General features: G+C 65.1%; 24 protein-coding genes. 1 reads left to right on the forward strand and 23 read right to left on the reverse strand.

What is annotated here, in order from left to right; all coding sequences use genetic code 11:
• Positions 1 to 12: 12 nt before the first annotated feature.
• The 4 genes from ACN0T5_RS06435 to ACN0T5_RS06450 all read right to left on the reverse strand — a co-directional run bounded on the left by ACN0T5_RS06435 (position 13) and on the right by ACN0T5_RS06450 (position 6,435).
• Positions 13 to 2,859, reverse strand: coding sequence for a valine--tRNA ligase (locus tag ACN0T5_RS06435; RefSeq protein WP_417767800.1), 2,847 nt, complete (start codon positions 2,857 to 2,859; stop codon positions 13 to 15).
• Between the two features lie 137 nt (positions 2,860 to 2,996).
• Positions 2,997 to 3,614 carry a PopZ family protein gene (locus ACN0T5_RS06440; protein ID WP_417767801.1) on the reverse strand — a complete coding sequence of 206 codons (618 nt, stop codon included), beginning with the start codon at positions 3,612 to 3,614 and terminating at the stop codon, positions 2,997 to 2,999.
• Between the two features lie 305 nt (positions 3,615 to 3,919).
• The gene (locus tag ACN0T5_RS06445) at positions 3,920 to 5,302 is read right to left on the reverse strand and encodes a TolC family outer membrane protein (RefSeq protein WP_417767802.1); all 1,383 of its coding nucleotides are present in this window, start codon (positions 5,300 to 5,302) and stop codon (positions 3,920 to 3,922) included.
• A gap of 470 nt (positions 5,303 to 5,772) precedes the next feature.
• Positions 5,773 to 6,435, reverse strand: a complete 663-nt coding sequence (locus ACN0T5_RS06450; RefSeq protein WP_417767803.1) for a protein-L-isoaspartate O-methyltransferase family protein — start codon at positions 6,433 to 6,435, stop codon at positions 5,773 to 5,775.
• 373 nt (positions 6,436 to 6,808) lie between these two features.
• On the opposite strand from ACN0T5_RS06450, the gene ACN0T5_RS06455 reads away from it, so the two are divergent.
• A complete protein-coding gene (locus ACN0T5_RS06455; RefSeq protein WP_417767804.1) occupies positions 6,809 to 7,072 on the forward strand; it encodes a hypothetical protein in 264 nt (87 codons plus the stop codon).
• Positions 7,073 to 7,122: 50 nt separating this feature from the next.
• Here the strand turns inward: ACN0T5_RS06455 and ACN0T5_RS06460 are convergent, their stop codons facing one another.
• The 19 genes from ACN0T5_RS06460 to ACN0T5_RS06550 all read right to left on the reverse strand — a co-directional run bounded on the left by ACN0T5_RS06460 (position 7,123) and on the right by ACN0T5_RS06550 (position 25,890).
• The gene (locus tag ACN0T5_RS06460; RefSeq protein WP_417767805.1) at positions 7,123 to 7,392 is read right to left on the reverse strand and encodes a DUF1467 family protein; all 270 of its coding nucleotides are present in this window, start codon (positions 7,390 to 7,392) and stop codon (positions 7,123 to 7,125) included.
• Positions 7,393 to 7,426: 34 nt separating this feature from the next.
• Positions 7,427 to 7,831: a methylmalonyl-CoA epimerase gene (mce, locus tag ACN0T5_RS06465; protein WP_417767806.1), complete on the reverse strand. Its 405-nt coding sequence runs from the start codon at positions 7,829 to 7,831 to the stop codon at positions 7,427 to 7,429.
• A gap of 110 nt (positions 7,832 to 7,941) precedes the next feature.
• Complete coding sequence (locus ACN0T5_RS06470) at positions 7,942 to 9,609, reverse strand: ribonuclease J (RefSeq protein WP_417767807.1); 1,668 nt, start codon at positions 9,607 to 9,609, stop codon at positions 7,942 to 7,944.
• A gap of 175 nt (positions 9,610 to 9,784) precedes the next feature.
• A complete protein-coding gene (locus ACN0T5_RS06475; RefSeq protein WP_417767856.1) occupies positions 9,785 to 10,702 on the reverse strand; it encodes a biotin--[acetyl-CoA-carboxylase] ligase in 918 nt (305 codons plus the stop codon).
• The gene (gene nuoN / locus ACN0T5_RS06480) at positions 10,603 to 12,063 is read right to left on the reverse strand and encodes an NADH-quinone oxidoreductase subunit NuoN (RefSeq protein WP_417767808.1); all 1,461 of its coding nucleotides are present in this window, start codon (positions 12,061 to 12,063) and stop codon (positions 10,603 to 10,605) included. The genes ACN0T5_RS06475 and nuoN overlap by 100 nt, the downstream gene beginning before the upstream one ends.
• 21 nt (positions 12,064 to 12,084) lie before the next feature.
• Entirely contained in the window at positions 12,085 to 13,599 is a 1,515-nt protein-coding gene (locus ACN0T5_RS06485) for an NADH-quinone oxidoreductase subunit M (protein ID WP_417767809.1), read from the reverse strand.
• Positions 13,599 to 15,560, reverse strand: a complete 1,962-nt coding sequence (gene nuoL / locus ACN0T5_RS06490; protein WP_417767810.1) for an NADH-quinone oxidoreductase subunit L — start codon at positions 15,558 to 15,560, stop codon at positions 13,599 to 13,601. The genes ACN0T5_RS06485 and nuoL overlap by 1 nt, the downstream gene beginning before the upstream one ends.
• Before the next feature lie 7 nt (positions 15,561 to 15,567).
• On the reverse strand, positions 15,568 to 15,876 hold the full coding sequence (gene nuoK / locus ACN0T5_RS06495; RefSeq protein ID WP_029057158.1) for an NADH-quinone oxidoreductase subunit NuoK: 309 nt from the start codon (positions 15,874 to 15,876) through the stop codon (positions 15,568 to 15,570).
• A gap of 81 nt (positions 15,877 to 15,957) precedes the next feature.
• Positions 15,958 to 16,572: an NADH-quinone oxidoreductase subunit J gene (locus ACN0T5_RS06500; protein WP_417767811.1), complete on the reverse strand. Its 615-nt coding sequence runs from the start codon at positions 16,570 to 16,572 to the stop codon at positions 15,958 to 15,960.
• Between the two features lie 128 nt (positions 16,573 to 16,700).
• Complete coding sequence (gene nuoI, locus ACN0T5_RS06505) at positions 16,701 to 17,189, reverse strand: NADH-quinone oxidoreductase subunit NuoI (RefSeq protein WP_306028873.1); 489 nt, start codon at positions 17,187 to 17,189, stop codon at positions 16,701 to 16,703.
• 173 nt (positions 17,190 to 17,362) lie between these two features.
• Entirely contained in the window at positions 17,363 to 17,599 is a 237-nt protein-coding gene (locus ACN0T5_RS06510; RefSeq protein WP_417767812.1) for a hypothetical protein, read from the reverse strand.
• A 24-nt stretch (positions 17,600 to 17,623) separates the two neighbouring features.
• A complete protein-coding gene (gene nuoH / locus ACN0T5_RS06515; RefSeq protein ID WP_417767857.1) occupies positions 17,624 to 18,682 on the reverse strand; it encodes an NADH-quinone oxidoreductase subunit NuoH in 1,059 nt (352 codons plus the stop codon).
• A 12-nt stretch (positions 18,683 to 18,694) separates the two neighbouring features.
• Complete coding sequence (nuoG, locus tag ACN0T5_RS06520; protein ID WP_417767813.1) at positions 18,695 to 20,794, reverse strand: NADH-quinone oxidoreductase subunit NuoG; 2,100 nt, start codon at positions 20,792 to 20,794, stop codon at positions 18,695 to 18,697.
• A complete protein-coding gene (locus ACN0T5_RS06525; RefSeq protein ID WP_417767814.1) occupies positions 20,791 to 21,141 on the reverse strand; it encodes a pentapeptide repeat-containing protein in 351 nt (116 codons plus the stop codon). The genes nuoG and ACN0T5_RS06525 overlap by 4 nt, the downstream gene beginning before the upstream one ends.
• 13 nt (positions 21,142 to 21,154) lie before the next feature.
• A complete protein-coding gene (gene nuoF / locus ACN0T5_RS06530; protein WP_417767815.1) occupies positions 21,155 to 22,459 on the reverse strand; it encodes an NADH-quinone oxidoreductase subunit NuoF in 1,305 nt (434 codons plus the stop codon).
• Between the two features lie 15 nt (positions 22,460 to 22,474).
• Positions 22,475 to 23,668, reverse strand: a complete 1,194-nt coding sequence (locus ACN0T5_RS06535) for an NADH-quinone oxidoreductase subunit E (RefSeq protein ID WP_417767816.1) — start codon at positions 23,666 to 23,668, stop codon at positions 22,475 to 22,477.
• The gene (locus ACN0T5_RS06540; RefSeq protein WP_417767817.1) at positions 23,668 to 24,852 is read right to left on the reverse strand and encodes an NADH-quinone oxidoreductase subunit D; all 1,185 of its coding nucleotides are present in this window, start codon (positions 24,850 to 24,852) and stop codon (positions 23,668 to 23,670) included. Before ACN0T5_RS06540 ends, ACN0T5_RS06535 begins: the two co-directional genes overlap by 1 nt.
• The gene (locus ACN0T5_RS06545; RefSeq protein WP_417767818.1) at positions 24,845 to 25,279 is read right to left on the reverse strand and encodes a GFA family protein; all 435 of its coding nucleotides are present in this window, start codon (positions 25,277 to 25,279) and stop codon (positions 24,845 to 24,847) included. The genes ACN0T5_RS06540 and ACN0T5_RS06545 overlap by 8 nt, the downstream gene beginning before the upstream one ends.
• 11 nt (positions 25,280 to 25,290) lie before the next feature.
• Positions 25,291 to 25,890, reverse strand: coding sequence for an NADH-quinone oxidoreductase subunit C (locus ACN0T5_RS06550; protein ID WP_417767819.1), 600 nt, complete (start codon positions 25,888 to 25,890; stop codon positions 25,291 to 25,293).
• Positions 25,891 to 25,899 lie beyond the last annotated feature (9 nt).

Genomic DNA, 25,899 nt, shown 5'->3' on the forward strand with positions numbered 1-25,899 from the left:
CAGATCGCCTGGTCACGCATGTGACAGGTCCGCGAGCCGCTTGCGCGCCTCGACAACCCGGTCGCGTCGCTCGACCAGTTCAACCCGCTTCTCCTGCTCGGCCGCCACGATCTCTTCCGGCGCCTTGGCCACGAAAGCGGCATTTCCGAGCTTCTTGTCGATGCGTGCGATCTCGTCGTCGAGCTTGCCTTCTTCCTTGGCAAGGCGCGCCGCTTCCGCACCAAGATCGATGAAGTCGGCAAGAGGAAGGCAGAAAACCGCTTCTCCACTGACAATCTGCACCGACCCGCGCGGCGGCCCGTCGGCATGCGAGATCGCCTCCACCCTGGCAAGGCGCAGGATCGCGGCCTCATGCACATTGAGCCGCTGGCGCGTCACCTCGTTGGCGCCGGTCACCACCAGCGGCACCTTGGCGCCGGCGGGAACGTTCATCTCGGCGCGCACGGACCGGATCGAGGAAATCAGGTCGACCACCCAGTTGATCTCCGCCGCCGCATCCTGGTCGCCGCCGACGGACCGTGGCCAGCGCGTATGGACGAGCAGGTTGGCCCGGCTCGCGGCCGCGTCCTCCTCGACCGCGCGTGCCCAGAGCTCTTCGGTCATGAACGGCATGAACGGATGCAAAAGCTTGAGGATCTCGTCGAGAACCCAGGCCGCGGTCGCACGGGTTTCCGCCTGGGCAGCCTCGCTGCCTTCATTGAAGATCGGCTTGGCGAATTCCAGATACCAGTCGCAGTAGCTGTTCCACACGAAGCGATAGGCCGCGCCCGCCGCCTCGTTGAAGCGGAAGCCCTCAAGCGCCTCGGTGACCTCGGTGACACACCGCCCGGTCTCGGTGACGATCCAGCGGTTGACGGTCTCGCGGACGGCGGACGGATCGAACCCTTCCGGCCGGACGCCGCCGTTCATCTCGACGAAACGCGCCGCGTTCCAGAGTTTCGTGACGAAGTTGCGATAGCCCGCGACGCGGCCCGTCGCCAGCTTGATGTCGCGCCCCTGGGCGGCCATCGCCGCCAGCGTGAAGCGGAGCGCGTCGGCGCCATATTCGTCGATCAGGGCCAGCGGATCGATGACGTTGCCCTTCGACTTCGACATCTTCTGGCCCTTCTCGTCGCGGACCAGGGCATGGATATAGACCGTGTGGAAGGGCTCGGTCTTCATGTAGTGATCGCCCAACATCATCATCCGGGCGACCCAGAAGAAAATGATGTCGAAACCGGTGATCAGCACGCTCGTGGGATAGTAGTTGGCAAGCTCCGGCGTCTTGTCCGGCCAGCCGAGCGTCGAGAACGGCCACAGCGCCGAGGAGAACCACGTGTCGAGCACGTCCTCGTCGCGGTAGAGCGCGATGCCGGACCCGTCCTCGCCGCTCTCCCAACGGGCCAGAGCGGTCTCCATGTCAACGACCTCGACGGCCTTGCCGTAATGTTCCGCCGCCGCCGCGCAAGCCTCTTCCTCGCTGCGCTCGACGAAGATCCGGCCGTCCGGTCCGTACCAGGCCGGGATGCGGTGCCCCCACCACAGCTGGCGCGAGATGCACCAGGGCTGGATGTTCTCCATCCACTCGTAATAGGTCTTGTCCCAGTTGCGCGGGACGAAATTGGTCCGCCCCTCGCGCACGCTGGCGATCGCCGGCTGGGCCAGCGTCTTGGCGTCGACATACCACTGGTCTGTCAGCAGCGGCTCGATCGGCACCCCGCCGCGGTCGCCATGCGGGACCGCGTGCGTGTGCGGCTCGATCTGTTCGAGAAGGCCGGCCTCCTCCATCTTTGCGACCAGCCGCTTGCGCACGTCGAACCGGTCGCAGCCCTCGAAGGCCGCGATCGTCGCGGTCAGCTCCGCGCTCTCGGCAACACCGTCGAGGAACTCCGCGTTCTCGGCAAGGCGGACCTTCGCCTCGCGGTCGAGCACCGAGATCATCGGCAGATCGTGGCGCTTGCCGACCTCGAAATCGTTGAAGTCATGCGCCGGGGTGATCTTCACCGCGCCCGATCCCGCATCCGGGTCGGCATAGTCGTCGGCGACGATCGGAATGCGCCGGCCGACCAGTGGCAGCACGACATGCTTGCCGATCAGCCCCTTGTAGCGCGGGTCTTCCGGATTGACGGCGACGGCGGTGTCGCCGAGCATCGTTTCAGGGCGCGTCGTCGCAACGGTGATGTAGTCGCGCGTTTCGAACTCGGTCGGCTTGCCGTCCTCGTCGAAGGCGACAGGCGCCTCGAAGGTCTCGCCGTTCTCCAGCGGATAACGGAAGTGCCAGAGGTTGCCCTTCACCTCGACCTGCTCGACCTCGAGATCCGAGATGGCGGTCAGAAGCTTCGGGTCCCAGTTGACCAGCCGCTTGTCCTTGTAGATCAGGTTGTCGCGATAAAGCCCGACAAACACCTCGAGCACGGCCCTGGACAGGCCCTCGTCCATGGTGAACCGCTCGCGCGACCAGTCGCAGGACGCCCCCAGACGCTTCAACTGGTTGAAGATCATGCCGCCGGACTCGGCCTTCCACTCCCAGATGCGCTCGACAAACGCCTCGCGCCCCATGTCGCGGCGCCCTGGCTCCTTGCGCTCGGCCAGCTGCCGCTCCACCACCATCTGCGTCGCGATGCCCGCATGGTCCATGCCCGGCTGCCAGAGCACATCGCGCCCGCGCATGCGCTCGAACCGCACCAGCACGTCCTGCAGGGTGTTGTTGAGCGCATGGCCCATGTGCAGGGAGCCGGTGACATTCGGCGGCGGGATCACGATCGAGAAGGACGCCGCCCCCGGCTCGGCGCCGGCGCCGGCCCTGAAGGCATCTGCATCTTCCCAGGCCTTCGCGATCCTGGGTTCGACTGTGGCGGCATCATAGGACTTGTCGAGCATCGGTTTTCCCGGGGAACTGTGGACTGAACGCGTGGTTACTCGCTGGCATGTCGCCAAGTCAACCGTCGCGCGCATGCGGTCTGGAAACGAAAACGCCGCCCGGAGGGCGGCGTGGCGAGCGGACATCTCGGCGCGGATCAGCGTCCGCGCGATACCCGCTCGATCTCCTGGCGTACGAGCCGCTCGACGAGCGGGGGAAGATTTTCGTCGAGCCAGCCTTTCAGCATCGGCCTGAGCATCTCCTTGACGAGATCCTCCAGCGTGCGGGCATTGTTGGAAAGGATCGTGCCGGCGAGGTTGTGGAACGCGGCCTGCACGGCCTGGTCGGCCGAAGGAGACAACAGCTCCTCGGTCGTGCTTTCGCGCGGAGCGCGTGCCCATTCCGTCGACTTCGGCGCATCCGCTTCGGCGGTTTCGTCGACGAACGCCACGTCACCGATGTCTTCTTCCGCGGTCGCAAGCCCTTCAACGAGATCGAAGTCGTCGGTGTCGACGGCCTGGTCCTCGGTCAGCTCGAGAACATCATCGATGACCGCCTCGGGCTCCGGCTCGGGTTCGGGATCCGGTTCGACCTCCACGTCGTCATCGCCGGCGGAATCAAACAGCTTGTCGAGATCGTCCTGCGACATCTCCTCGCCGGCGTCGGCCAGTGCATCGTCAACCGCTTCGACCCCGGATGCTGCCTCGGCCTTGCCATCGGACGGCGTATCCTCATCGGAGATGATCCGGCGAATGGACGCCAGGATTTCTTCCATGGAAGGTTCTTGAGCCTGATTGGCGTTAGCCATACCGATCCCCGCACTCGACTACTCTGCGCCCGACGGCCCGGCTGAAGGACCGTGGCATCGCGCCGGCTGCGCCAACTGGCATGCCGACTCGATCTTGCAGAATATAACGCGTTAACCCGCCGGGGGAAAAGCGTGACAACGCCACGAACCGGCCCGGCGGCCTTGTCAAGCGCAACAATTCCCCGATTCGGCCGCTTTTGCACGTGAAACCCGATGGCCGGAGCCACCGGGCCGTGCACAGCCTCCCCGAAAACGGTCGCAGCGACCTCGGCTCAACGACCGTCGGGCGTGCGAATGCCGTACCAGCTGTTGCGGACCTTCTTGTAGTGCGCCTTCTCGTCGTGAAGGGTGACACCCAGACCGATGCGGTCCGCCGTCAGTGCGCCCGTCGTCGACAGCAGCGCGTAGGCCGCCACCGTGCGATTGCGCTGCGAGCTGATCAGGCTGACCCGGCTGTCGACCAGTTCGAACTGGGCGTTCAGCACGTCGAGCGTGGTGCGCTGGCCGACCCGCTGCTCTTCGATCACGCCCTCGAGCGCCAGCTGGTTGGCCGCCACGGCATCCTGCGCTGCCTGGATCGAGGCCTCGGCCGCCTGGTACTGCCCCCAGGCGGAAACGATCGAAGCGCGGATCTGATCGCGCGCGACATCGAGCTGGATCCGGGTCTGCCCGAGATCTTCCTTGGCCTGGCGCACGCGAGAGGAAACCGCCCCGCCCTGATACAGGGGAATCGAGACCCGGCCGAAAATGCTGGCGCTGTCGACCGTGTCTGTGTTCGGCGAGTTCAGCGGGCTCCACTGGCGCTGCATGTCCGCTTCAAGCGTCACTGTCGGCAGCAGTTCGCCCTCGACCGTCTTCACGCCGAACGTGCCGGCATCCACCAGATGCTGTGCGGAGAGGATGGAGGGATGGTCGCTGGCGCCCGCCTTGAGCGCCGCGTCGAGCGTCTTGGGCAACTGCCGGTAAATCGTCGTGCGCGCGGACAGCGACTTGGGATCCGAGCCGATGATCTGGCGATAGACGGCGCGGCTGCTGTTGACGTTGGCCAGCGCCAGGTTGAGTTCCGATTGCGCCTCGGAAAAACGGGCGCGCGCCTGCGACACGTCCGTCCGGGTGCCTTCGCCGACCTCGAAACGGTCTTCGGCGGCGCGGACCTGCTCGGCCAGGAATGTCAGGCTGCTGCGCCGCAGCGAGACGATGGCCGTGTTGCTGATGACATCCATGTAGGCCGTCGCCGCCTGAAGCAGCACCGACTGTTCCGTCGCGCGAAGGCTTTCGCGCTCGGACCGCACGACAGCCTCGGCCTGGCGGACCGAGTTCACCGTTCGGAAGCCGCGAAACAGCGCCTGTGACAGCGACAGGCCGACCGATGCCGTATTGCCGTAGCGATGACGTCCGGGATCGGATTTCGAGTATTGCGAGCCGACGTCCACACGGCCGAAAATCTGGGGCCGCCAGCCGGAAAGGGCCTGCGGCACCGATTCGTTGACGGAACGCAGTGCCGCACGCGCCGCGTTCAACGTCGGGTTTGCCGAATAGGCCTGGCCAAGTGCCTCGCCGATCGATTGAGACCGTGCCGTCGCGGGCACGCCCGCCCCCGCCACGGAAATGGCGGCTGCAATGAGCCAAGAACCCGTCCGATTCACCTTGAACACCCCTGTACAACTCCGGAATTCAGCGGCGCGCACGGCCGTGCACACTCGCCGTCATCACTTTGACGCGGATCCCTGCGATCCGATTTCCTGTCCGTACCGGATCCACGGCTTGTCGGTCCGCCAGCCGGCGTCCACCGCTTTTCGATCCTTCCGCCCGGCCGGTCGCCGCGTGGCAACCTGCCGATACCCCTTCCCGTCCGCGCCGATCTTGCGACGTCTTGCGCCGGTCGGCTCCGTGCGGGAGTGGCAATGTCCGGCGGCAACACTCCGGCCCGTGATCCGGGCAGGCTGCCGCGCCGATACTGTTATCTCCGTCCGGTCGGGTGACAACCTTTGAAAGCACTGCGGCAATGCATTCGCGCACCGCTGCGACCTCTGGGCAACACCCGTTGCAACATTGCCGGACCACAAAAAAAGCCGCCGGCGCTGAACAGCGCGGCGGCCTCCTTGCATCCCCTGCGTCACTTTCGTCAGAAGACGAATTCTTTCGGCTGCTCGAAGCCCGGCAGCACCTGCGCCGAAGCGTTGAACGCAAACCGTCCCGAGACGACATCGCCGGAGCGCACATGCAGCTCGGCGGTTCCCGAGCCGCCGCGACCGCGAATGACGACCAGTCGCCCGCCATCCTTGAGCTGCGCCGTCAGCGCTTCGGGAAGCCGTTCCACCGCGCCGTCGATCAGGATCACGTCATAGGGGCCCTCGGATGCGGCGCCGGTGACCAGGTCGCCGTCGATCACCGCGGCATTCTCGATGCCGAGGTCAACAAGCAGTTCCGACGCGGCGGCAACCGTCTCAGGGTCGTTGTCCAGACCGACGACCGAGCCGGCGAGCTGCGCCAGGACCGCGACGCCGTATCCCGTGCCGCATCCCACGCAAAGAGCGACCTCGCCGGGGCGGACCGCCGCGAGCTGAACAAGCTTGGCAAAGATATGCGGCTTCATGAGATAGCGCGGGCTCGCGCCGGAGGTCAGCGCGATATCCTGGTCGCTATAGGCGATGCAGCGCCTGGAGGCCGGCACGAAACGCTCGCGAGGCACCGCCTCCATCGCGTCGAGAACCCGCAGGTCGGTAACGTCGTTGGTTCGCAGCTGGTTGTCCACCATGTGGGTGCGAACCTGCTCGTAGTCGCCCATCGCGCGCCTCTTCCTTTGCCGTTTCCGGCACGCCTGCCATGTGTCGGGCGTGCGGATCCCGTCGTGCCTCTCCGGCGCCACCCGTCCGGGCCGGACGCGCCGTTGTGATCATAGTCCCGGTTCCTTAGCGGTGTCCGGCCCGCCTGACAAGCGGGACAAGCGCCGCAACCATCCGATACGCTCAAACGGCAGCATAACGGATTAATCACGCCATCGCCGGCACACTCTTCGGCACGAAACGGTGCAAGGCGTTCAGTCCTCGATCCGTCGCGCGCCCGAGCCCTGCGGACATTGCCCGCGCCGTCTCCGGCTGTTGCCCAAGATTCAACCTGTCACAAGGAACGATGACGGCCGGAAGCCGGAGGACCTATTGATGTTGCTTGGTGATCCCCACGACAAGGGACCGGCGGACAGCGGCTGGTCCGTCGACTGGCGTTTCCACCAGTTGCTGATGAAACTGAAGCGCCAGGACCTGATGCCGCTGCTTGTGCGGCTTGCCCGCTACCGTTTCGGAACGAGCGAGCTGTCGCTGCTGACACGACAGCAAAAGGCGATGCTCGTCATCGACTGCGAGAGGGAACTCGCGGTCACGATGTCGGACAAGGGCCAAAGGCAACGGGGGCCGAAGCCGTCCTGAGGGTCGCACCTGCGGGGGACCGTCGGCAAGCGCCCGCTGGCGGCTGCCCTCTAGCGAGCGCTGGGAGGCTTGAACGGCAGGTCGTCCAGCGTCAGGCCGGAATGGACCCGAAGCCAGTAGATGCCCGCAAACAATACGCCTGCGACAAGCGTCGTCAGCAGCGCCTTTTTCAGCAGTTGCGGACGTCCGGGTGCGCTCGACTCGGTGCCGGGCGTTACCTCGCCGGCCTCCTCCTGCGTCACGACCCCGATCGGCAGGATGGCGAAGAGCACCATCCACCAGATGATGAAATAGATTGCCAGCGCGGATACCAACGACACCGGATTCGCTTTCTTCTCTTGGGACGCCGCCCGGTCAGACCTGCTCGAGCTCGACCAGCGTTCCGTTGAAGTCCTTGGGGTGCAGGAAGAGCACCGGCTTGCCATGGGCGCCGATCTTCGGCTCGCCGGTGCCCAGCACCCGCGCGCCCTTCTCGATCAGCCTGTCCCTGGCCGCCAGGATGTCTTCCACCTCGTAGCACACATGATGAACGCCGCCCGACGGATTGCGCTCCATGAAGGCCTTGATCGGCGAGTTCTCGCCAAGCGCCTCGAGCAGCTCGACCTTGGTGTTGGGCAGTTCGATGAACACCACCGTCACGCCGTGATCCGGTTCCGCCTGGGGCTGCGACACCTTGGCTCCGAGCGTGTCGCGATACATCGCCGTCGCTGCCTCAAGGTCCGGCACGGCGATGGCGACATGGTTCAGACGTCCGATCATCTCAAATCCTCCTCAACAGGCCTTGCGACACGGCCCGGGCTGCAGGGGCCGTGGCGACTGGCGGCCGGCACGATTGCCGTTTCCGGGCCACCGCGCCACCCGGCAAATGGTCACACACGCACGACAAGCGCCTCGGTCAGGGGCTTCTTGCCCCAGCAGTCCCGAATGGCGGCGCGGGCCGCCCGGCGCGCGGCCTCCGCCACCAGATCGGCATCCTTGCGACGGTTCTTCGGGATGCTGTCCAGCGCCGCCACGACCTCGTCGATGACGATGTCTTCCAGATCGTCGCCGTTCTCGTCGACATCCGGAAGCCCGAAAAGCGCGGCCTGGGGTTCGCCGATCACCGTGCCCTTGGCGTCGATCACCACGGACACGACGATCGCCCCGGCGAAGGACAGCTTGCGGCGTTCGTGAACACCCGTTTCCTCCGGATCGCCGAAGATCAGACCGTCCTTGACGGCGATGCCGGTCGGCAGGTCGTCGATCACCGCAAGCTTGCCCGGCGCAAGCCGGACAACGTCGCCATTGCGGGCGATCAGCGTGTTCTTGATGCCGTATTGCAGGGCGAGATCGCGATGCGCCTTCAGGTGCACCGCCTCGCCATGCGCGGGGATCAGCCCCTGCGGCTTCAGGAGGTCGTAGAGCTGCGTCAGTTCACCCCGGCGCGGATGGCCGGAGACATGCACCAATGCGTCGCGGTCGGTGACGATCTCGACCTCGGCCTCGGCCAGCTTGTTGAGAATGGCGCCGACGGCCTTCTCGTTGCCCGGAATCGTGCGCGAGGAGAAGATGACCATGTCGCCCTTCGACAGGGCCACGTTGCGATGGTCGCCCGACGCGATCCGCGCCAACGCGGCGCGGTCCTCGCCCTGGCTGCCCGTCAGCAGCAACACCACACGCTCGGGCGGCAGGTAGCCATAGGCGTCCTCCGACAGAAACGCCGGCAGGTCGTCGAGATAGCCCAGCTCGCGGGACACTTCGATGGCCCGATGCATCGAGCGGCCCATCACGACGACATCGCGGTCGGCCGCCTTGGCGGCAATCGCGATGGAGCGGATGCGTGCCACGTTCGAGGCGAAGGTCGTCACCGCGACGCGGCGCTTGGCCTTGCGGATCACCTTGGAAAGGTCGGCGGCGACATCCATTTCGCTCGGGCTGACGCCGTCGCGCACCGCATTGGTGCTGTCGCAGATCAGGGCCTGCACCCCTTCCCGGCCGATCTCGGCCAGGCGCTCGGTGTCGATCGGCTTGCCGACGCCGGGCGTCGGGTCGATCTTCCAGTCGCCCGAATGGACGACGGTGCCCGCCGGGGTGCGGATCGCCAGGGCGCAGGGCTCCGGGATCGAGTGCGACATCGCCACGAACTCGACCTCGAAGGGACCGGCATTGATGCGCCCGCCCTGCTTCACCACGGTGACCGGGATCTTGCCGACGCCCGGCTCGCTCGAGGCCTTGGCTTCGAGCAGGCCCGCCGTGAACGCCGTCATGTAGAGCGGCGCCTTCAGCTTCGGCCACAGGTGCACGATGGCGCCGTAGTGATCCTCGTGCGCATGGGTGATGACGATGCCGTCGAGCCGGTCGAGATTGTCCTCGATGAAACGCGTATCGGGAACGACGATATCGACGCCCGGAAGCTCGGGACCGGCAAATGTCACGCCGCAATCGACCATCAGCCAGCGACGGTCACGCGCCGGCCCGTAGCCGTAAAGCGCCATGTTCATGCCAATCTCGCCAAGGCCGCCAAGCGCGACAAACACGAGCTCTTCTTTGCCCGCCATTCTCAAACTCCTGTCTGGACCGCGCGGCGGCGCACCCTCGCAAGGGCGGCCACGGCAACGCTCTTCCATGTGTCATCAGGCAGCCATGCGTCCATCGGACGGGCCACCGCTTCTCTTCTCAAACATCCATGCGGGGACATTCAGGACCGGTGCTCCTGCCCGGCCCTGCCCCGTCTCACATTCCCTGGCCGCCGCTCCCGGCCGCGCCGCCGGATATCGCCGACGGTTCGAAAAACACATCACCGGCCGACACTGTCGTGTGCCGACCATCTCCCTGATCGAGAACAAGCCGCCCGTCGCTGTCGAGCCCGGCGAACACGCCGGCCAGCTCGCGGGTTTCCAGCCGCACCCGGATCGGTGCACCGATTCCCACCGCGCGGGCACGCCAATCCTCCAGAATCCCCGAAAACGGCGCGTCATGCCAACGCGCCAGCTGTTTCGAAGCGCTCTCGGCAAGCGCCCGGAACGCGCGCTCCGGCGCAACGGCAAAGCCAAGTCCGGCAAGGTCGGTCGCCGCATATCCGGCAAGGTCCGGATGATGCGCAAGGTTGAGGCCGAAACCGCAAACGACGGCACGCCGGCCGTCGGCCAGCACCGTCGCCTCGAGCAGGATCCCGGAAATCTTGGCCCCGTCGACCAGGAGATCGTTCGGCCATTTCAGCCGGGCAAGCCCGTAGCTGCCGGTCATCGCATCGACCGCTTCGGCGAGCGCCAGCGCCGCCACCAGCGGCAACTGGCCGACCCGCTCGCCCGCGCCCGGATCGATCAGCAGGAGCGAGGCGTAGAGATTGCCGGGTTCCGACACCCAGGGCCGTGCCCGCCGGCCACGGCCGGCGACCTGGCGCCTGGCGACGACCCACAGGTTGCCCGGATCGCCCTCGCCCGCCAGGGCAAGGCCAGCGCTGTTTGTCGAGCCCAGTTCCGCGTGGGCGACGACGCGGTATCCCGCGACGTCCGCGACCTCGCGAACACGTCCGTCGAAAACAAGCGAGCTCAGAACAAGGTCCCCGCCGCCGCGCTCGCCATCTCCACGACGGAGCCGGCAAACACGACGAACAACACCACGAAGGCCGTCGACAGGCCGAGGGTGAATTTCAGCTCGACCGGCATCGGCAGGAAGGCGCGAACCGGCTCGTCGAAGAACATCACCTTGACGATCCGCAGATAGTAGTAGGCGCCGACCACCGAGGCCAGAACGCCGATCACCGCCAGCGGATAGAGCCCGGCCTCGACCGCCGCCAGGAACACATAGAACTTGGCGAAGAAGCCGACAAAGGGCGGAATGCCGGCCAGCGAGAACAGGATCACTCCAAGCAGCACCGCCATCGGCAGGTTGGTGCGCGACAGGCCGGAGAGATCGGAAATCTCCTCGACCATGCCGTCCTTGCGCCGCATCGACAGGATGCAGGCAAAGGCGCCGAGCGTCATCGCCAGATAGGCGGTCATGTAGATCATCACGCCCTCGACGCCGGCCTTGGAACCTGCCGCAAGACCCACCAGCGCAAAGCCCATGTGGCCGATCGAGGAATAGGCCATCAGCCGCTTGATGTTCTTCTGGCCGATCGCGGCGAAGGCGCCGAGCGCCATCGAGGCAATGGAGACGAAGACGATGATCTGCTGCCAGTCGTGGGTCACCGGCTCGAATGCCTCGATCACGACGCGGGTCAGGAGGCCCATGGCGGCGATCTTGGGCGCGGCGGCGAAGAAGGCGGTCACCGGCGTCGGCGCGCCTTCGTAGACGTCCGGCGTCCACATGTGGAACGGCACCGCCGAGATCTTGAAGGCAAGGCCCGCCAGAATGAACACGAGGCCGAAGACAAGGCCGAGCGAGGAACCGCCCTCATGCGCGATCGCAGCTGCGATCGGCGCAAAGCCCGTCTGGCCGGTGAAGCCGTAGACCAGCGACATGCCGTAGAGCAGCATGCCGGAGGACACCGAACCGAGGACGAAATATTTCAGGCCGGCCTCGGTCGAGCGCACGCTGTCGCGGTTGAAGGCGGCGATGACATAGAGCGCCAGCGACTGCAGCTCGAGCCCGAGATAGAGCGTGATCAAGTCGTTCGCCGAGAGCATCAGGAGCATGCCGAGCGTGGAGAGCACGATCAGCACCGGATATTCGAAACGCTCGAAATTCTCGTTGCGCGCATAGGCAACCGACATGGCGATGGCGAAGCCCGATCCAAGCAGCGTCAGGAGCTTCAGGTAACGGGCGAACCCGTCGAGAATGAAGGCGCCGTGGAAACTGGTGGTGCTGGCTTCGGTGATGCCGAACTGCGCGGGCAACAGCAGCGGCAAGGCCGCCACCGCCAGAAGGGCCACGGAAAGCGCCGTCACATAGGGCGTGATCTTGCGCCCGCCGAAGACGCCGAGCATCAGCAGCGCCAACGCACCACCGGCCAGAAACAGCTCCGGCAGCGCGGGCGAGAGATCCGGGAGTTGGGAATAGGCGTTCATGGCGTCTCTCGTCCTCGGACCTTAATGCGTCGCCAGCAAGGCGGTCGACGGTGCCGCCTCGATCGCGGCCTGATAATTGGTGACAAGCGCCCCGACCGACGCGGCCGTGGCGTCGAGGATCGGCGCCGGATAGAAGCCGAACAGGATCGTCAGCACGATCAGCGGAACGATGATGACGCGCTCGCGCAGGCTGAGATCCAGGATCGACTTCAGGCTCTCCTTGTCGAGCGCGCCGAACACGACCCGCTTGTAGAGGAAGAGCGCATAGGCCGCCGACAGGATGACGCCGGACGTTGCGATCAGCGCCACCCAGGTGTTGACCTGGAACGCCCCCATCAGCGTCAGGAACTCGCCGACAAAGCCGCTCGTGCCCGGCAGGCCGACATTCGCCATGGTGAAGATCAGGAAGGCGACCGCGTAGAACGGCATGCGGTTCACAAGCCCGCCATAGGCGGCAATGTCGCGCGTGTGGATCCGGTCGTAGATCACCCCGACGCACAGGAACAGCGCGCCCGAGACGATGCCGTGCGAGAGCATCTGGAACAGCGCGCCCTGGACGCCCTGCTCGGTCATCGTGAAGATGCCCATGGTCACGTAGCCCATGTGGGCGACCGACGAATAGGCGATCAGCTTCTTGATGTCCTCCTGGGCGAGCGCCACCAGCGAGGTGTAGACGATGGCGATCACCGACAGCGTGAAGACGAAGGGAGCGAACATCTCGCTCGCCAGCGGGAACATCGGCAGCGAGAAGCGCAGGAAGCCGTAGCCGCCCATCTTCAGAAGGATCGCCGCCAGGATGACGGAACCGGCCGTCGGCGCTTCCACGTGGGCATCCGGCAGCCAGGTGTGCACCGGCCACATCGGCATCTTCACGGCAAAGCTTGCGAAGAAGGCGAGCCACAGCCAGGTCTGCATGCCGGACGGGAAGCCGTGCGCCATCAGCGTCGGGATATCGGACGTGCCGGCATCCCAGTACATCGCCATCAGCGCGATCAGCATCAGCACCGAGCCGAGCAGCGTATAGAGGAAGAACTTGTAGCTCGCATAGACGCGCCGCTTGCCGCCCCACACGCCGATGATCAGGAACATCGGGATCAGGCCGGCCTCGAAGAAGACGTAGAACATGACCAGGTCGAGCGCGCAGAACACGCCGATCATCAGCGTCTCCAGCACGAGGAAGGCGATCATGTACTCCTTCACCCGGATCTGGACGCTCTTCCAGCTGGCCAGGATGCAGAACGGCATCAGGAAGGTGGTGAGGATGACGAACAGCATCGAGATGCCGTCGACGCCCATCCGGTAGCCGATGCTGCCGCCGAGCCACTCCTCGCTTTCCTGGAACTGGAAACCCGGGTTGTTCGGGTCGAACCCGCCCCAGATGAACAGGGAAATGACGAAGGTGAACACCGTGGTGATCAAGGCCACACGGCGCATGTTCTCCTTCGCCCCGTCGTCCTCGCCGCGAACGAGCAGGATGAAGAAGACACCGACCAGCGGAAGGAAGGTGGTGATGGAAAGAAGCGGCCAGTTGCTCATCAGTGAGCGCCCCCGACGGAGAACATGGACCAGGTGATCAGCGCCGCGACACCGATCAGCATGGCGAATGCGTAGTGGTAGAGATAGCCGGTCTGCAACCGGACGGCCCAGGTGCTGACAGTCTGCACCCGCGCCGCGATGCCGTCGGGGCCCAGCCCGTCGATCACCGCCCCGTCGCCCTTCTTCCAGAGCTGGCGGCCGATCCACATGGCGGGACGCACGAAGATCGCATCATAGAGCTCGTCGAAATACCACTTGTTGAGCAGGAACCGGTACAGGCCGTCATGCCGCTCGGCGAGCCGGCGCGGAATGTCGGGCGACTTGATGTAGAACAGCCAGGCAACGGCGAAGCCGCCAAGCATCATCACGAAGGGCGAGGCCTTCACCCACAGCGGCACCTCGTGGATGTCGTGCAGGATGTGGTTCTCCTCTGAGGTGAAGAGCGCGCCCTTCCAGAAGGCCTCGTAGCCGTGGCCCATGAACACGCCGGAGAAGACGAGACCGGCAAAGAGCGCCCCGACGGCCAGGATCATCAACGGCACGGTCATCACCAGCGGGCTTTCATGCACGTGCTTCATCACGTCGACCGAGGCGCGCGGCTTGCCATGGAAGGTCATGAACGCCAGGCGCCAGGAGTAGAAGGAGGTCAGCGCGGCGGCGGCGACGGTCAGCCAGAAACCGTACATGGCAAAGGCGTTGTGACCGACAAAGGCCGCCTCGATGATGCCGTCCTTCGAGAAGAAGCCGGCGGTCAGCGGGAAGCCGGTCAGCGCCAGCGTGCCGATCACCATCATCCAGTAGGTGATGGGGATGTGCTTCCTCAGCCCGCCCATCTTGCGCATGTCCTGCTCGTTGGAGACGGCATGGATCACCGAGCCCGCGCCAAGGAACAGCAGCGCCTTGAAGAAGGCGTGCGTGAACAGGTGGAAGATCGCGATCGAGTAGCCGCCGACGCCAAGCGCGACGAACATGTAGCCGAGCTGCGAGCAGGTCGAATAGGCGATCACGCGCTTGATGTCGTTCTGCACCAGACCGACCGTGGCGGCGAAGAAGGCCGTCGTCGCGCCGAACAGCGTCACCACGGTGAGCGCGGTGTGCGACAGCTCGAAGATCGGCGACAGGCGCGCCACCATGAAGACGCCCGCCGTCACCATGGTTGCGGCGTGGATCAGCGCGGAGACCGGCGTCGGGCCTTCCATCGCGTCCGGCAGCCAGGTGTGCAGCAGGAATTGCGCCGACTTGCCCATGGCACCCATGAACAGCAGCAGGCACACGACGGTCAGCGCGGCATGCTGGTCGAGCTCGTAGCCGAGGAAGTTCATCACCGTGGCCGGTTCGGCCGCGGCAAAGGACTGCGCATTGGCGAAGATCGTGTCGTAGTCGGTGGAATTGAACAGGTAGAAGACGCCGAAGATACCCAGGATGAAGCCGAAGTCGCCGACGCGGTTGACGACGAAGGCCTTCATGGCGGCAGCGTTCGCGGAGGGCTTCTTGAACCAGAAGCCGATCAGCAGGTACGACGCCAGACCGACGCCCTCCCAGCCGAAGAACATCTGCAGCAGGTTGTCGGAGGTCACCAGCATCAGCATGGCGAAGGTGAACAGCGACAGGTAGGCGAAGAAGCGCGGCCGGTGCGGATCGTGGTGCATGTAGCCGATGGAATAGACATGCACGAGGGCCGACACGGTGTTGACCACCACCAGCATGACCGCCGTCAGCGTGTCGACGCGGATCATCCAGTCGACATTGAAGGCGCCGGACGACATCCAGCGCATCACGGTCTCGCGCACGACCGGCGTCTCGCCGTAGCCGACCGAGAAGAACGCCACCCACGACAAGAGCGCCGCGACGATCAGGAGGCCGGAGGTGACATATTCGCTCGCCTTGGCGCCGATGAACCGGCCGAAGAGGCCGGCGATCAGGAAGCCGACAAGGGGCAGAAAGACGATTAGCTGGTACATCCTGCCCTCACCCCTTCATCATGTTGACGTCTTCGACCGCGATCGAGCCGCGGTTGCGATAGAAGACGACGAGGATCGCAAGGCCGATGGCAGCTTCCGCGGCCGCGACGGTCAGCACCAGCAGCGCGAAGACCTGTCCGACCAGATCGCCGAGGAACGAGGAGAAGGCGACCAGGTTGAGATTGACCGACAGCAGCAAGAGCTCGACCGACATCAGGATGACGATCACGTTCTTTCTGTTCAGGAAGATCCCGAAGATCCCGATCGTGAACAGGATCGCTGCAACCGCCAGATAGTGGGACAGACCGATTTCCATGGGCGCCTCGTGATGCTCCCCGATTAAGACGGACCCGGGCGCCGGGGTGACGGCGCGGCCGGAAAGACTAGGCGAGGATCCTCAGATCCCCTTGCCGGTTTCGACCTTGCGCACCTCGATCGACGCCTCGCGCGTGCGCCCGACCTGTGCGGAAATATCCTGCCGCTTGACCCCTTCCTTGTGACGAAGGGTCAGCACGATGGCGCCGATCATCGCCACCAGCAGCACCAGCCCGGCCGTCTGGAAGTAGAGGATGTAGCGGGTGTAGATCAGCTCGCCGAGCGCCCGGATGTTGGACATGTCCGAGGGCGGCGGAGCCGGCGCGGCCGTGTGTCCGGCGATCTCCGGAGAAATCACCCAGGCACCGAGCACCAGCAGCAGCTCGACCAGGAGGATGATGCCGACAAGCGCGCCGGCCGGCAGGTACTGGAGGAACCCCTGGCGCATCTCGACGAAGTCGACATCGAGCATCATCACCACGAACAGGAACAGCACCATCACCGCGCCGACATAGACGACGACCAGCAGCATCGCCAGGAATTCGGCGCCCAGCAGGATGAAGAGACCCGCCGCGTTGAAGAAGGCGAGAATCAGGAACAGAACCGAATGCACGGGATTGCGCGAGGCGATGACCATGAAGGCCGACGCCACGGCGGTCGCGGCGAAGAGATAGAAGAAGATGGCTTGCAGGACCATTTCGCGATGTGCCCCCGTCCCCGATTGGTGCGAAACCGCCGATGCGGCTTCAGATTGGTTGGGCGTGTCCCCTTGCGGAACGGCCTCGTCTTAGACCAGCCGCCGCGCGGCGTCCACTCCCCGCGCGCCTAGCGATAGGGCGCGTCGATGGCGATGTTGCTGGCGATTTCCCGTTCCCAGCGGTCTCCGTTCGCAAGGAGCTTTTCCTTGTCGTAATAGAGTTCCTCGCGGGTTTCGGTGGCGAACTCGAAATTCGGCCCCTCGACGATGGCGTCGACCGGGCAGGCCTCCTGGCAGAAGCCGCAATAGATGCACTTCACCATGTCGATGTCGTAGCGCGTCGTGCGGCGCGTGCCGTCATTGCGGCGCGGACCGGCCTCGATGGTGATCGCCTGTGCCGGGCAGATCGCCTCGCACAGCTTGCAGGCAATGCAGCGCTCCTCGCCGTTGGGATAACGGCGCAGCGCGTGTTCGCCGCGGAAGCGCGGACTGACCGGCCCCTTCTCGAAGGGATAGTTGATCGTCGGCTTCGGCTTGAAGAAGTAGCGCATCGCCAGGAAGAAGGCGGATACGAACTCCTTCAGCAAGAGCGATTTGGCAGCCTGTTGCAGTGCCATGGCGTTCAGCCTCGTTCTCTCGTTTCCCTTCGGACCGCCCGTTGCCGTCCCGTGTTGCGAGCGGCGCCGGACCGGCGGTCCTTCAGTCTGGTTTGCGGCCCCGTGCGAGGAGCCGTCGAAATGTTCCGGGCGACCCTGTCCGGCCACCCTGTCTGGCTACCGTGCTCGCCGCCCTACCCGGCAAGCGCGCTGCCGGCGAAGTAGCCGACCGCCGGAAAGCCGACCAGGGCGAAACCCAGGACCACCATCCTGATCGCACCCATGTAGCGGCCAAGCAGACCCTCGCGTCCGGTCCTCTGCCGCTGGCGTTCCGCCGCGCCCTTCAGAACGCCGACGACGATCTTGTAGTCGATCCACCCCACATAGAGGCCGATGGCCGCGCCGATCAGACCGGCAATCGAGATCGACATGTCAGCACCCTCCCCGGCCTGGCATCAGGTCCCGGTCGGGGCCCATCCCATAGCCATCAGCACCGCCGCCACGATGAACACCATCGCCAGCGACAGCGGCAGGAACACCTTCCAGCCGAGTCGCATCAGCTGGTCGTAGCGGTAGCGCGGGACCATCGCCTTGACCATCGCGAACATGAAGAACACGAGCAGCGACTTCAGCAGGAACCAGACGATGCCCGGCACCCAGGTGAAGGGCGCAAAGTCGAACGGCGGCAGCCATCCGCCCATGAAAAGGATGGTCGTCAGCGAGCACATCAGCGCGATGGCAACATACTCGCCCAGCATGAACATCATGTAGGGCGTGGAGCCGTATTCGACCATGAAGCCGGCGACCAGCTCGGACTCCGCCTCGGCCAGGTCGAAGGGCGGCCGGTTGGTTTCCGCCAGCGCCGAGATGAAGAAGATCACGAACATCGGGAACAGCGGCAGCCAGAACCAGTTCAGGAAGGCAAGCCACGGCACGCCAAGCGCCGTCGCAAGGCCCGTTTTCTGTGCCAGGACGATGTCCGACAGGTTCAGCGAGCCGACGCACAGGAGCACGGTGACGATAACGAAGCCGATGGACACCTCGTAGGACACCATCTGCGCCGCCGAACGCAGTGCCGACAGGAACGGGTATTTCGAGTTCGAGGCCCAGCCGCCGATGATGATGCCGTAAACGCCGAGCGAGGAAATCGCGAAGATGAACAGGATGCCCACATTGATGTCGGCAATCACCCATCCCTCGGCCACCGGCACCACCGACCAGGCGGCCAGCGACAGCGTCACGGTGACCAGCGGTGCCAGCAGGAACAGGCCCTTGTTGGCACCGGCCGGGATCACGGGTTCCTTCAGCACGAACTTCAAGAGATCGGCGAAGGACTGCAGCAGCCCCCAGGGACCGACCACGTTGGGGCCGCGACGGATCTGCACCGCCGCCCAGATCTTGCGGTCGGCATAGAGAATATAGGCCACGATCACCAGCAGCACGACGAGCATCAGGACGCTCTGTGCCAGCATGATGATCAAGGGGAAAAGGTAATCCGCCCAGAAGTCCGCCATCATTGCCCCCGTTTACTCCGCGGCCTCTGCCGCGCGTGCCTTGGCGAGGGCCGAACACTCGGCCATCGTCGCGGAGGCCCGCGCGATCGGATTGGTCAGATAGAAATCGGCGATCGCCGGATGGAACGCCTCGCCGGTCATCTTGCCGCCGCGTGCGGCGGCATTGGCAACACCGGCCCCGTCATCGCCGGCGATCGCGTCGATCGCCGCCATGTGCGGATGCGCCGCGTAGAGCGCCGCGCGCAGCTCGTCGAGGGAATCGAAGGCCAGCGCCTTGCCGAGCCTTGCCGACAGCGCCCGCAGGATCGCCCAGTCCTCGCGGGCCTCGCCCGGCGGGAAGCCGGCGCGCTCGCCAAGCTGGACACGGCCTTCCGTGTTGACCCAGGTGCCCGACTTCTCGGTATAGGTCGCACCCGCCAGGATCACGTCGGCCCGGTGGGCGCCGCGATCGCCATGGGTGCCCAGATAAACGACAAAGGCGTCGCCGAAGGCGGCCATGTCGATCTCGTCGGCACCGAGCAGGAAGACCACGTCGATCTCGCCGGCGGCGGCCGCCTGCTGGATCCCGGCCGTGCCCTTGCCGCCCTCGCCCGGCACGAAACCGATGTCGAGACCGCCGACGCGGGCCGCAGCCGTGTGCAACACCGAAAAGCCGTTCCACTCCTCGGTGACCGCGCCGACCGAGCTTGCCAGTTCGGCAGCGGCAGCCAGCACGGCGGCACCGTCGGGACGCGACAGGGCGCCCTGGCCGACGATGACAAGCGGGCGCTGCGCCTGCTTCAGGACCTTGGCGAAGGCATGCTTGCCGGCGACGAGCTCGGAGAGCGTGTCCGGACCCGCGCCCAGATAGGTGGTCGGGTAGGTCAGGTCGGCCTGCTGGCCGATGACGCCGACGGGCAGCTCGCCCATGCGCATGCGCTTGCGGATACGCGCATTGAGCACCGGCGCCTCGATGCGCGGATTGGACCCGATGATCAGGACCGCATCCGCATCCTCGATGCCCTCGATGGTGGCGTTGAACAGATAGGAGGAGCGGCCAAGCGCGGGATCGAGCGCCGTTCCGTCCTGCCGGCAATCGATATTGGCGGAGCCGAGCCCGTCCATCAGCGCCTTCAGCGCGAACATTTCCTCGACGCTGGCAAGATCACCGGCAATCGCCGCGATCCGCTCCGGCTTCGAGGCGGCGACCTTGTCGGCGATGGCGGCAAACGCCTCGCCCCAGCTGACCGCGGCAAGCCGGCCGCCGGACTTCACATAGGGGCGGTCGAGACGCTGTGTCCGCAGCCCGTCCCAGATGTAACGGGTCTTGTCGGAGATCCACTCCTCGTTGACCGCCTCGTTGAGACGCGGCAGCACGCGCATGACCTCGCGGCTGCGCGTATCGACACGAATCGCCGAGCCGACCGCATCCATCACGTCGATGGACTCGGTCTTCTTCAGCTCCCAGGGCCGTGCCTGGAAGGCGTAGGGCTTGTGCGTCAGGGCGCCGACCGGGCACAGGTCGACGACATTGCCCTGCATCTCCGAGGACAGCGCGTTTTCCAGATAGGAGGTGATCTCCGCATCCTCGCCGCGCCCGATCAGGCCGAGATCGGCAACGCCGCACACTTCCGTGGTGAAGCGGACGCAGCGCGTGCAGTGGATGCAGCGGGTCATGATCGTCTTGACCAGCGGGCCGATATACTTGTCCTCGACGGCGCGCTTGTTCTCCGCGTAGCGCGAGGCGTCGACGCCATAGGCCATCGCCTGGTCCTGCAGGTCGCACTCGCCGCCCTGATCGCAGATCGGGCAGTCGAGCGGATGGTTGATCAGCAGGAACTCCATCACGCCCTCGCGGGCCTTCTTCACCATCGGCGTCTTGGTGAACACCTCCGGCGCTTCGCCATTCGGGCCCGGACGCAGGTCGCGCACGTTCATCGCGCAGGACGCAACCGGCTTCGGCGGTCCGCCCTTCACCTCGACAAGGCACATGCGGCAGTTGCCGGCGATCGACAACCGGTCATGGAAACAGAAACGCGGCACCTCGGCACCCGCCGCCTCGCAAGCCTGCAGCAGCGTGTAGTCCTGCGGAACCTCGATCTCCTTGCCGTCGACAAAGATCGTCTTGTTCATGCTGTGCTGCCCTCGCGGCTTTTCTGCGTCTCGAACCACAGTTCGAGGAGATTCGAAACGTCTATGCCGTCGATTGTCATGCCCTGCAATCGACTGTTCGTGATGGCCGTCCCGGCAAGATCGACATCGTCGATCCGCAGGCCGGCCAGATTCGCGTCGGACACCGTCCAGCCCGACATGTTCAGGTTGCGAAACTCGCAACCCGACAGATTCACATTCGTATACCGCCCACCCGACAGATTGACGTCATCGAACGCACTTCCGGACATGTCGACATTGTGGAAGCGGGAGCCCGAAAGGCAGCTTTTTTCCACGTCCAGCCTGTGTTTCTCGCCGTCGATCTTCATGGATCAGGCTGCCTTACTGCGCCGCCGCCAGCACATGCGCCGGCTTGCGGCTCTTGGCCGTGTACTGGTCGATGCGCTCCTCGATCAAGGGGCGGAAGTTGCGGATCAAGCCCTGGATCGGCCAGGCAGCGGCATCGCCAAGCGCGCAGATCGTGTGACCTTCCACCTGCTTGGTGACGTCGAAGAGCATGTCGATCTCTTCCTTGGCCGCGTTGCCGGCGACCATGCGCTCCATCACGCGCCACATCCAGCCCGTTCCCTCGCGGCACGGCGTGCACTGTCCGCAGCTCTCGTGCTTGTAGAAATAGGAGAGCCGGGCAATCGCCTTGATGATGTCGGTGGAGCGGTCCATGACGATCACCGCCGCCGTGCCGAGACCGGAGCCGAGACCGCGCAGGCTGTCGAAATCCATCGAGCAGTCGGTGATGTTTTCCGCCGTCACGCAAGGCACGGACGAGCCACCCGGGATCACCGCGAGCAGGTTGTCCCAGCCGCCGCGAATGCCGCCGCAATGACGGTCGATCAGCTCGCGGAAGGGAATGCCCATCTCTTCCTCGACCGTGCAGGGCTGGTTCACATGCCCCGAGATGCAGAAGAGCTTGGTGCCGGTGTTGTTCGGCTTGCCGAGGCCTGCGAACCAGGCACCCGTGCGGCGCAGGATGGTGGGCGCAACGGCGATGGACTCGACATTGTTCACCGTTGTCGGGCAGCCGTAGAGACCGACATTTGCCGGGAACGGCGGCTTCAGGCGCGGCTGGCCCTTCTTGCCCTCGAGGCTTTCGAGCAGCGCGGTTTCCTCGCCGCAGATATAGGCGCCGGCGCCGTGATGGACGTAGATGTCGAAATCGTAGCCGTTCTTGTTGTTCTTGCCGATCAGCCCGGCCTCATAGGCCTGGTCGATGGCCGCCTGCAGGCGCTCGCGCTCGCGGATGAACTCGCCGCGCACATAGATGTAGGCGGCAATCGCACCCATCGCGAAACCGGCGATCAGGCACCCCTCGACCAGCGTGTGCGGATCGTGTCGCAGGATCTCGCGGTCCTTGCAGGTGCCAGGCTCCGACTCGTCGGCATTGACGACGAGATAGGCCGGCCGGCCGTCGCTCTCCTTCGGCATGAACGACCACTTCAGCCCGGTCGGAAAACCGGCGCCGCCGCGGCCGCGCAGGCCCGAGGACTTCATCTCGTTGACGATCCAGTCACGGCCTTTTTCCAGCAGCGCCTTGGTGCCGTCCCAATGGCCACGCTGACGCGCACCGTCGAGACCCCAATCGTGCAGGCCGTAGATATTGGTGAAGATCCGGTCCTGATCCTTGAGCATCTAGACCCCCTTCCCTTACGCCTTGCTCGAAGGAACGTCGCCACCGTCGACGCGCTTCGAGAATTCGGTTTCATCGCCCGCGGCAAGCACCTTGGCCTGCGCGATCCAGTCCTCGCGGTCGATCCGGCCCTTGAACTTCAGCCGGGTATCGACCCAGGCCTTGTTCTCCTCGGTCCAGACCGCGATCTGGTCGAAATGATAGATGCCAAGCTCGTTGAGGATGCCCTCGATCTTCGGGCCGACGCCCTTGATCCGCTTCAGGTCGTCGGCCTTGCCGCCGCGCGCGCCCTTCAGCAGCTCGGGCTCCTTCTCCTCGCCGGAGGCAAGGTCGAGGCTTGTCTGGGCGGCGAGCGCGTCCTTGACGGCCGGCTTTTTCGGCGTGGCGGCGTCCGCCTTGGGCGTCTCGGCCTTGCGAGCTTCGGCGGCAGGCGCCTTGGGCTTTGCCGCAGCGGCCGCCTTCTTCGCCGGCGTCTTGCCGGCGGACGCACCCGGGACGCCGTTGAAGTCGGTGCCGCCGCCATTGATCGAGGCGCCGGCAAAGGCGTGCGAGGCCGCTTCCGCGCCGTTGATCACATGCGGCAGCGGATCGGCGCCTTTGGTCTTGTCCGAAAGACCGGTCAGCGTCGTCGCCCCGCCTTCCGGCGCGCCGAAGCGGCGACCGTTCTGCGGCCCCGGCGTGACCTCGCGGCCCGCCGCGATATCGTCGATCAGCGCCTCGAGGCTTTCCGCCGTCAGGTCCTCGTAGGTGTCCTTGAAGATCTGCACCATCGGCGCGTTGACGCAGGCGCCAAGGCACTCGACCTCTTCCCAGGAAAAATCGCCATCGCCCGAAAGCTCGTGCGCATGGGCCGCGATCCTGGACTTGCAGACCCGGATCAGGTCCTCGGAACCGCGCAGCTGGCACGGTGTCGTGCCGCAGACCTGGATATGCGCCTTCTTGCCGACCGGGGCGAGCTGGAACATCGTGTAGAAGGTCGCGACCTCCAGCACGCGGATATCCGGCATGGACAGCATCTCGGCCACGTAGCGGATCGCCGGTTCCGGCAACCAGCCCTCGTGCTGTTCCTGCGCCCGCCACAGGAGCGGGATCACGGCAGAGGCCTGACGCCCCTCCGGATAGCGCGCGATGACTTTCTTGGCCCAGTCCAGATTGGCCGCCGTGAAGGCGAAGCTCTCGGGCTGCTCAGGGTGAAGGCGACGAACGGCCATTACCGGTCAACCTCTCCGAACACGATATCGAGGGAACCAAGGATCGCCGACACGTCCGCCAGCATGTGCCCCTGGCACAGGAAATCCATCGCCTGCAAATGCGCGAAACCGGGCGCCTTGATCTTGCAGCGATAGGGCTTGTTGGTGCCGTCGGAAACGAGATAGACGCCGAACTCGCCCTTCGGCGCCTCGACAGCCGCATAGACCTCGCCTTCCGGCACCCGGTAACCTTCGGTGTAGAGCTTGAAGTGATGGATAAGCGCTTCCATCGACTTCTTCATCTCGCCCCGCTTGGGCGGCACGATCTTGCCGTCGATCGACGAGACAGGCCCCTTTTCCACCGTCAGCTTCTCCAGGCACTGCTTCATCAGCCGCACCGACTGGCGCATCTCTTCCATGCGGATCAGGTAGCGGTCGTAGCAGTCGCCGTTCTTGCCGATCGGAATGTCGAACTCGAGCTCGGAATAGCATTCATAGGGCTGCGACTTGCGCAGGTCCCAGGCCGCGCCCGAACCGCGCACCATCACGCCCGAGAAGCCGCGCGCCCAGGCATCCTCCAGCGAGACCACGGCGATGTCGACATTGCGCTGCTTGAAGATGCGGTTGTCGGTCAGCAGGCCCTCGATGTCGTCGAGCGTCTGCAGGAACGGGTCGCAGAAATCCCAGATGTCGTCGAGAAGGTCGCTCGGCAGGTCCTGGTGCACGCCGCCCGGCCGCACGAAGGCGGCATGCATGCGCGCGCCACAGGCCCGCTCGTAGAACACCATCAGCTCCTCGCGCGGCTCGAAGCCCCACAGCGGCGGCGTCAACGCGCCGACATCCATGGCCTGGGTGGTCACGTTGAGCAGATGCGACAGGATCCGGCCGATTTCCGAATAGAGCACCCGGATGAGCTGGCCGCGCCTTGGAACCTCGACACCGACGAGCTTTTCCACCGCCAGCGCGAAGGCATGCTCCTGGTTCATCGGCGCGACATAGTCGAGCCGGTCGAAATAGGGCACCGCCTGGAGATAGGTCTTGTGCTCGATCAGCTTCTCGGTGCCGCGATGCAACAGGCCGATATGCGGATCGACGCGCGTCACCACCTCGCCGTCCAGCTCCAGCACGAGACGCAGCACGCCGTGCGCAGCCGGATGCTGCGGACCGAAATTGATGTTGAAGTTCCGGACCTGGGCCTCAGCCATGTTGAGGATCCTGCTTTGGTGCGTAGAGCTCGAACACTTCCGCGCCCGTCATTTTGCGTGTCTCGTTGGAAAACGTGTAGTTGCCGGGCTTCTCGTCAATGAAGATTTCCGAATTGAACGCGAAGACCGACGGATCGTCGAAAGCCTGGGCGGAAACCACGCTGTGCGAACCGTCCTGCATCCGCCACATCAGCGACGACCCGCAGGTCTTGCAGAACACCCGTTCGCCATACCCGGACGACCGGTAGATGCCGAGCGCCGTCTCGTCCCCGATGGCGACCTCGCCCGCGCACTCCACGGCCATGTAGACGCCGCCGCTCCAGCGGCGGCACATGGAGCAATGGCAGACGCCCATGCTGCGGTCCTTCGGCTGCGCCGAGAAGCGCACCGCTCCGCAAAGACATCCGCCATTCAGCCGGTCAGCCATCCCGCGATCCCTCAACTTGCCTTCTCGTCGCCCGGGAGCACGTAATCCACGCCCTCCCACGGAGACATGAAGTCGAAGTCGCGGAATTCCTGGTTGAGCCGCACCGGCTCGTAGACCACCCGCTTCTTCTCGTCGTCGTAGCGAACCTCGACATAGCCCGTGAGCGGGAAGTCCTTGCGCAGCGGATAACCGTCGAAACCGTAGTCGGTGAGAATGCGCCGCAGGTCGGGATGACCGGAGAACAGCACGCCGTACATGTCGTAGGTTTCGCGCTCGAACCATTCCGCGCCGGCGAAGACGTCGATGATCGAGGGCACCGGCGTTTCCTCGTCGGCCGTCACCTTGACCCGCACCCGCAGGTTCTGCACCGGCGAGAGGAAATGGTAGACCACCTCGAAGCGCCGGTCGCGCTGCGGCCAGTCGACACCGCAGATGTCGACAAGGTTGACGAACAGGCAGCTGGAATCATCGCGCAGGAAGCGCACCACCTGGACGATCTCCGAGGCCCGCGCGGCGAGCGTCAGCTCTCCGTGGGCAACGGCGAAGCCGTCGAGGGCATCGCCCAGATGCGCCTGAATGTGTTCGCCAAGTTCGGCGAGCGTCTCGTCCATGATCCTGAC

Origin of the sequence: Stappia sp., assembly GCF_048261845.1 — a bacterium.
Lineage (GTDB): Bacteria > Pseudomonadota > Alphaproteobacteria > Rhizobiales > Stappiaceae > Stappia.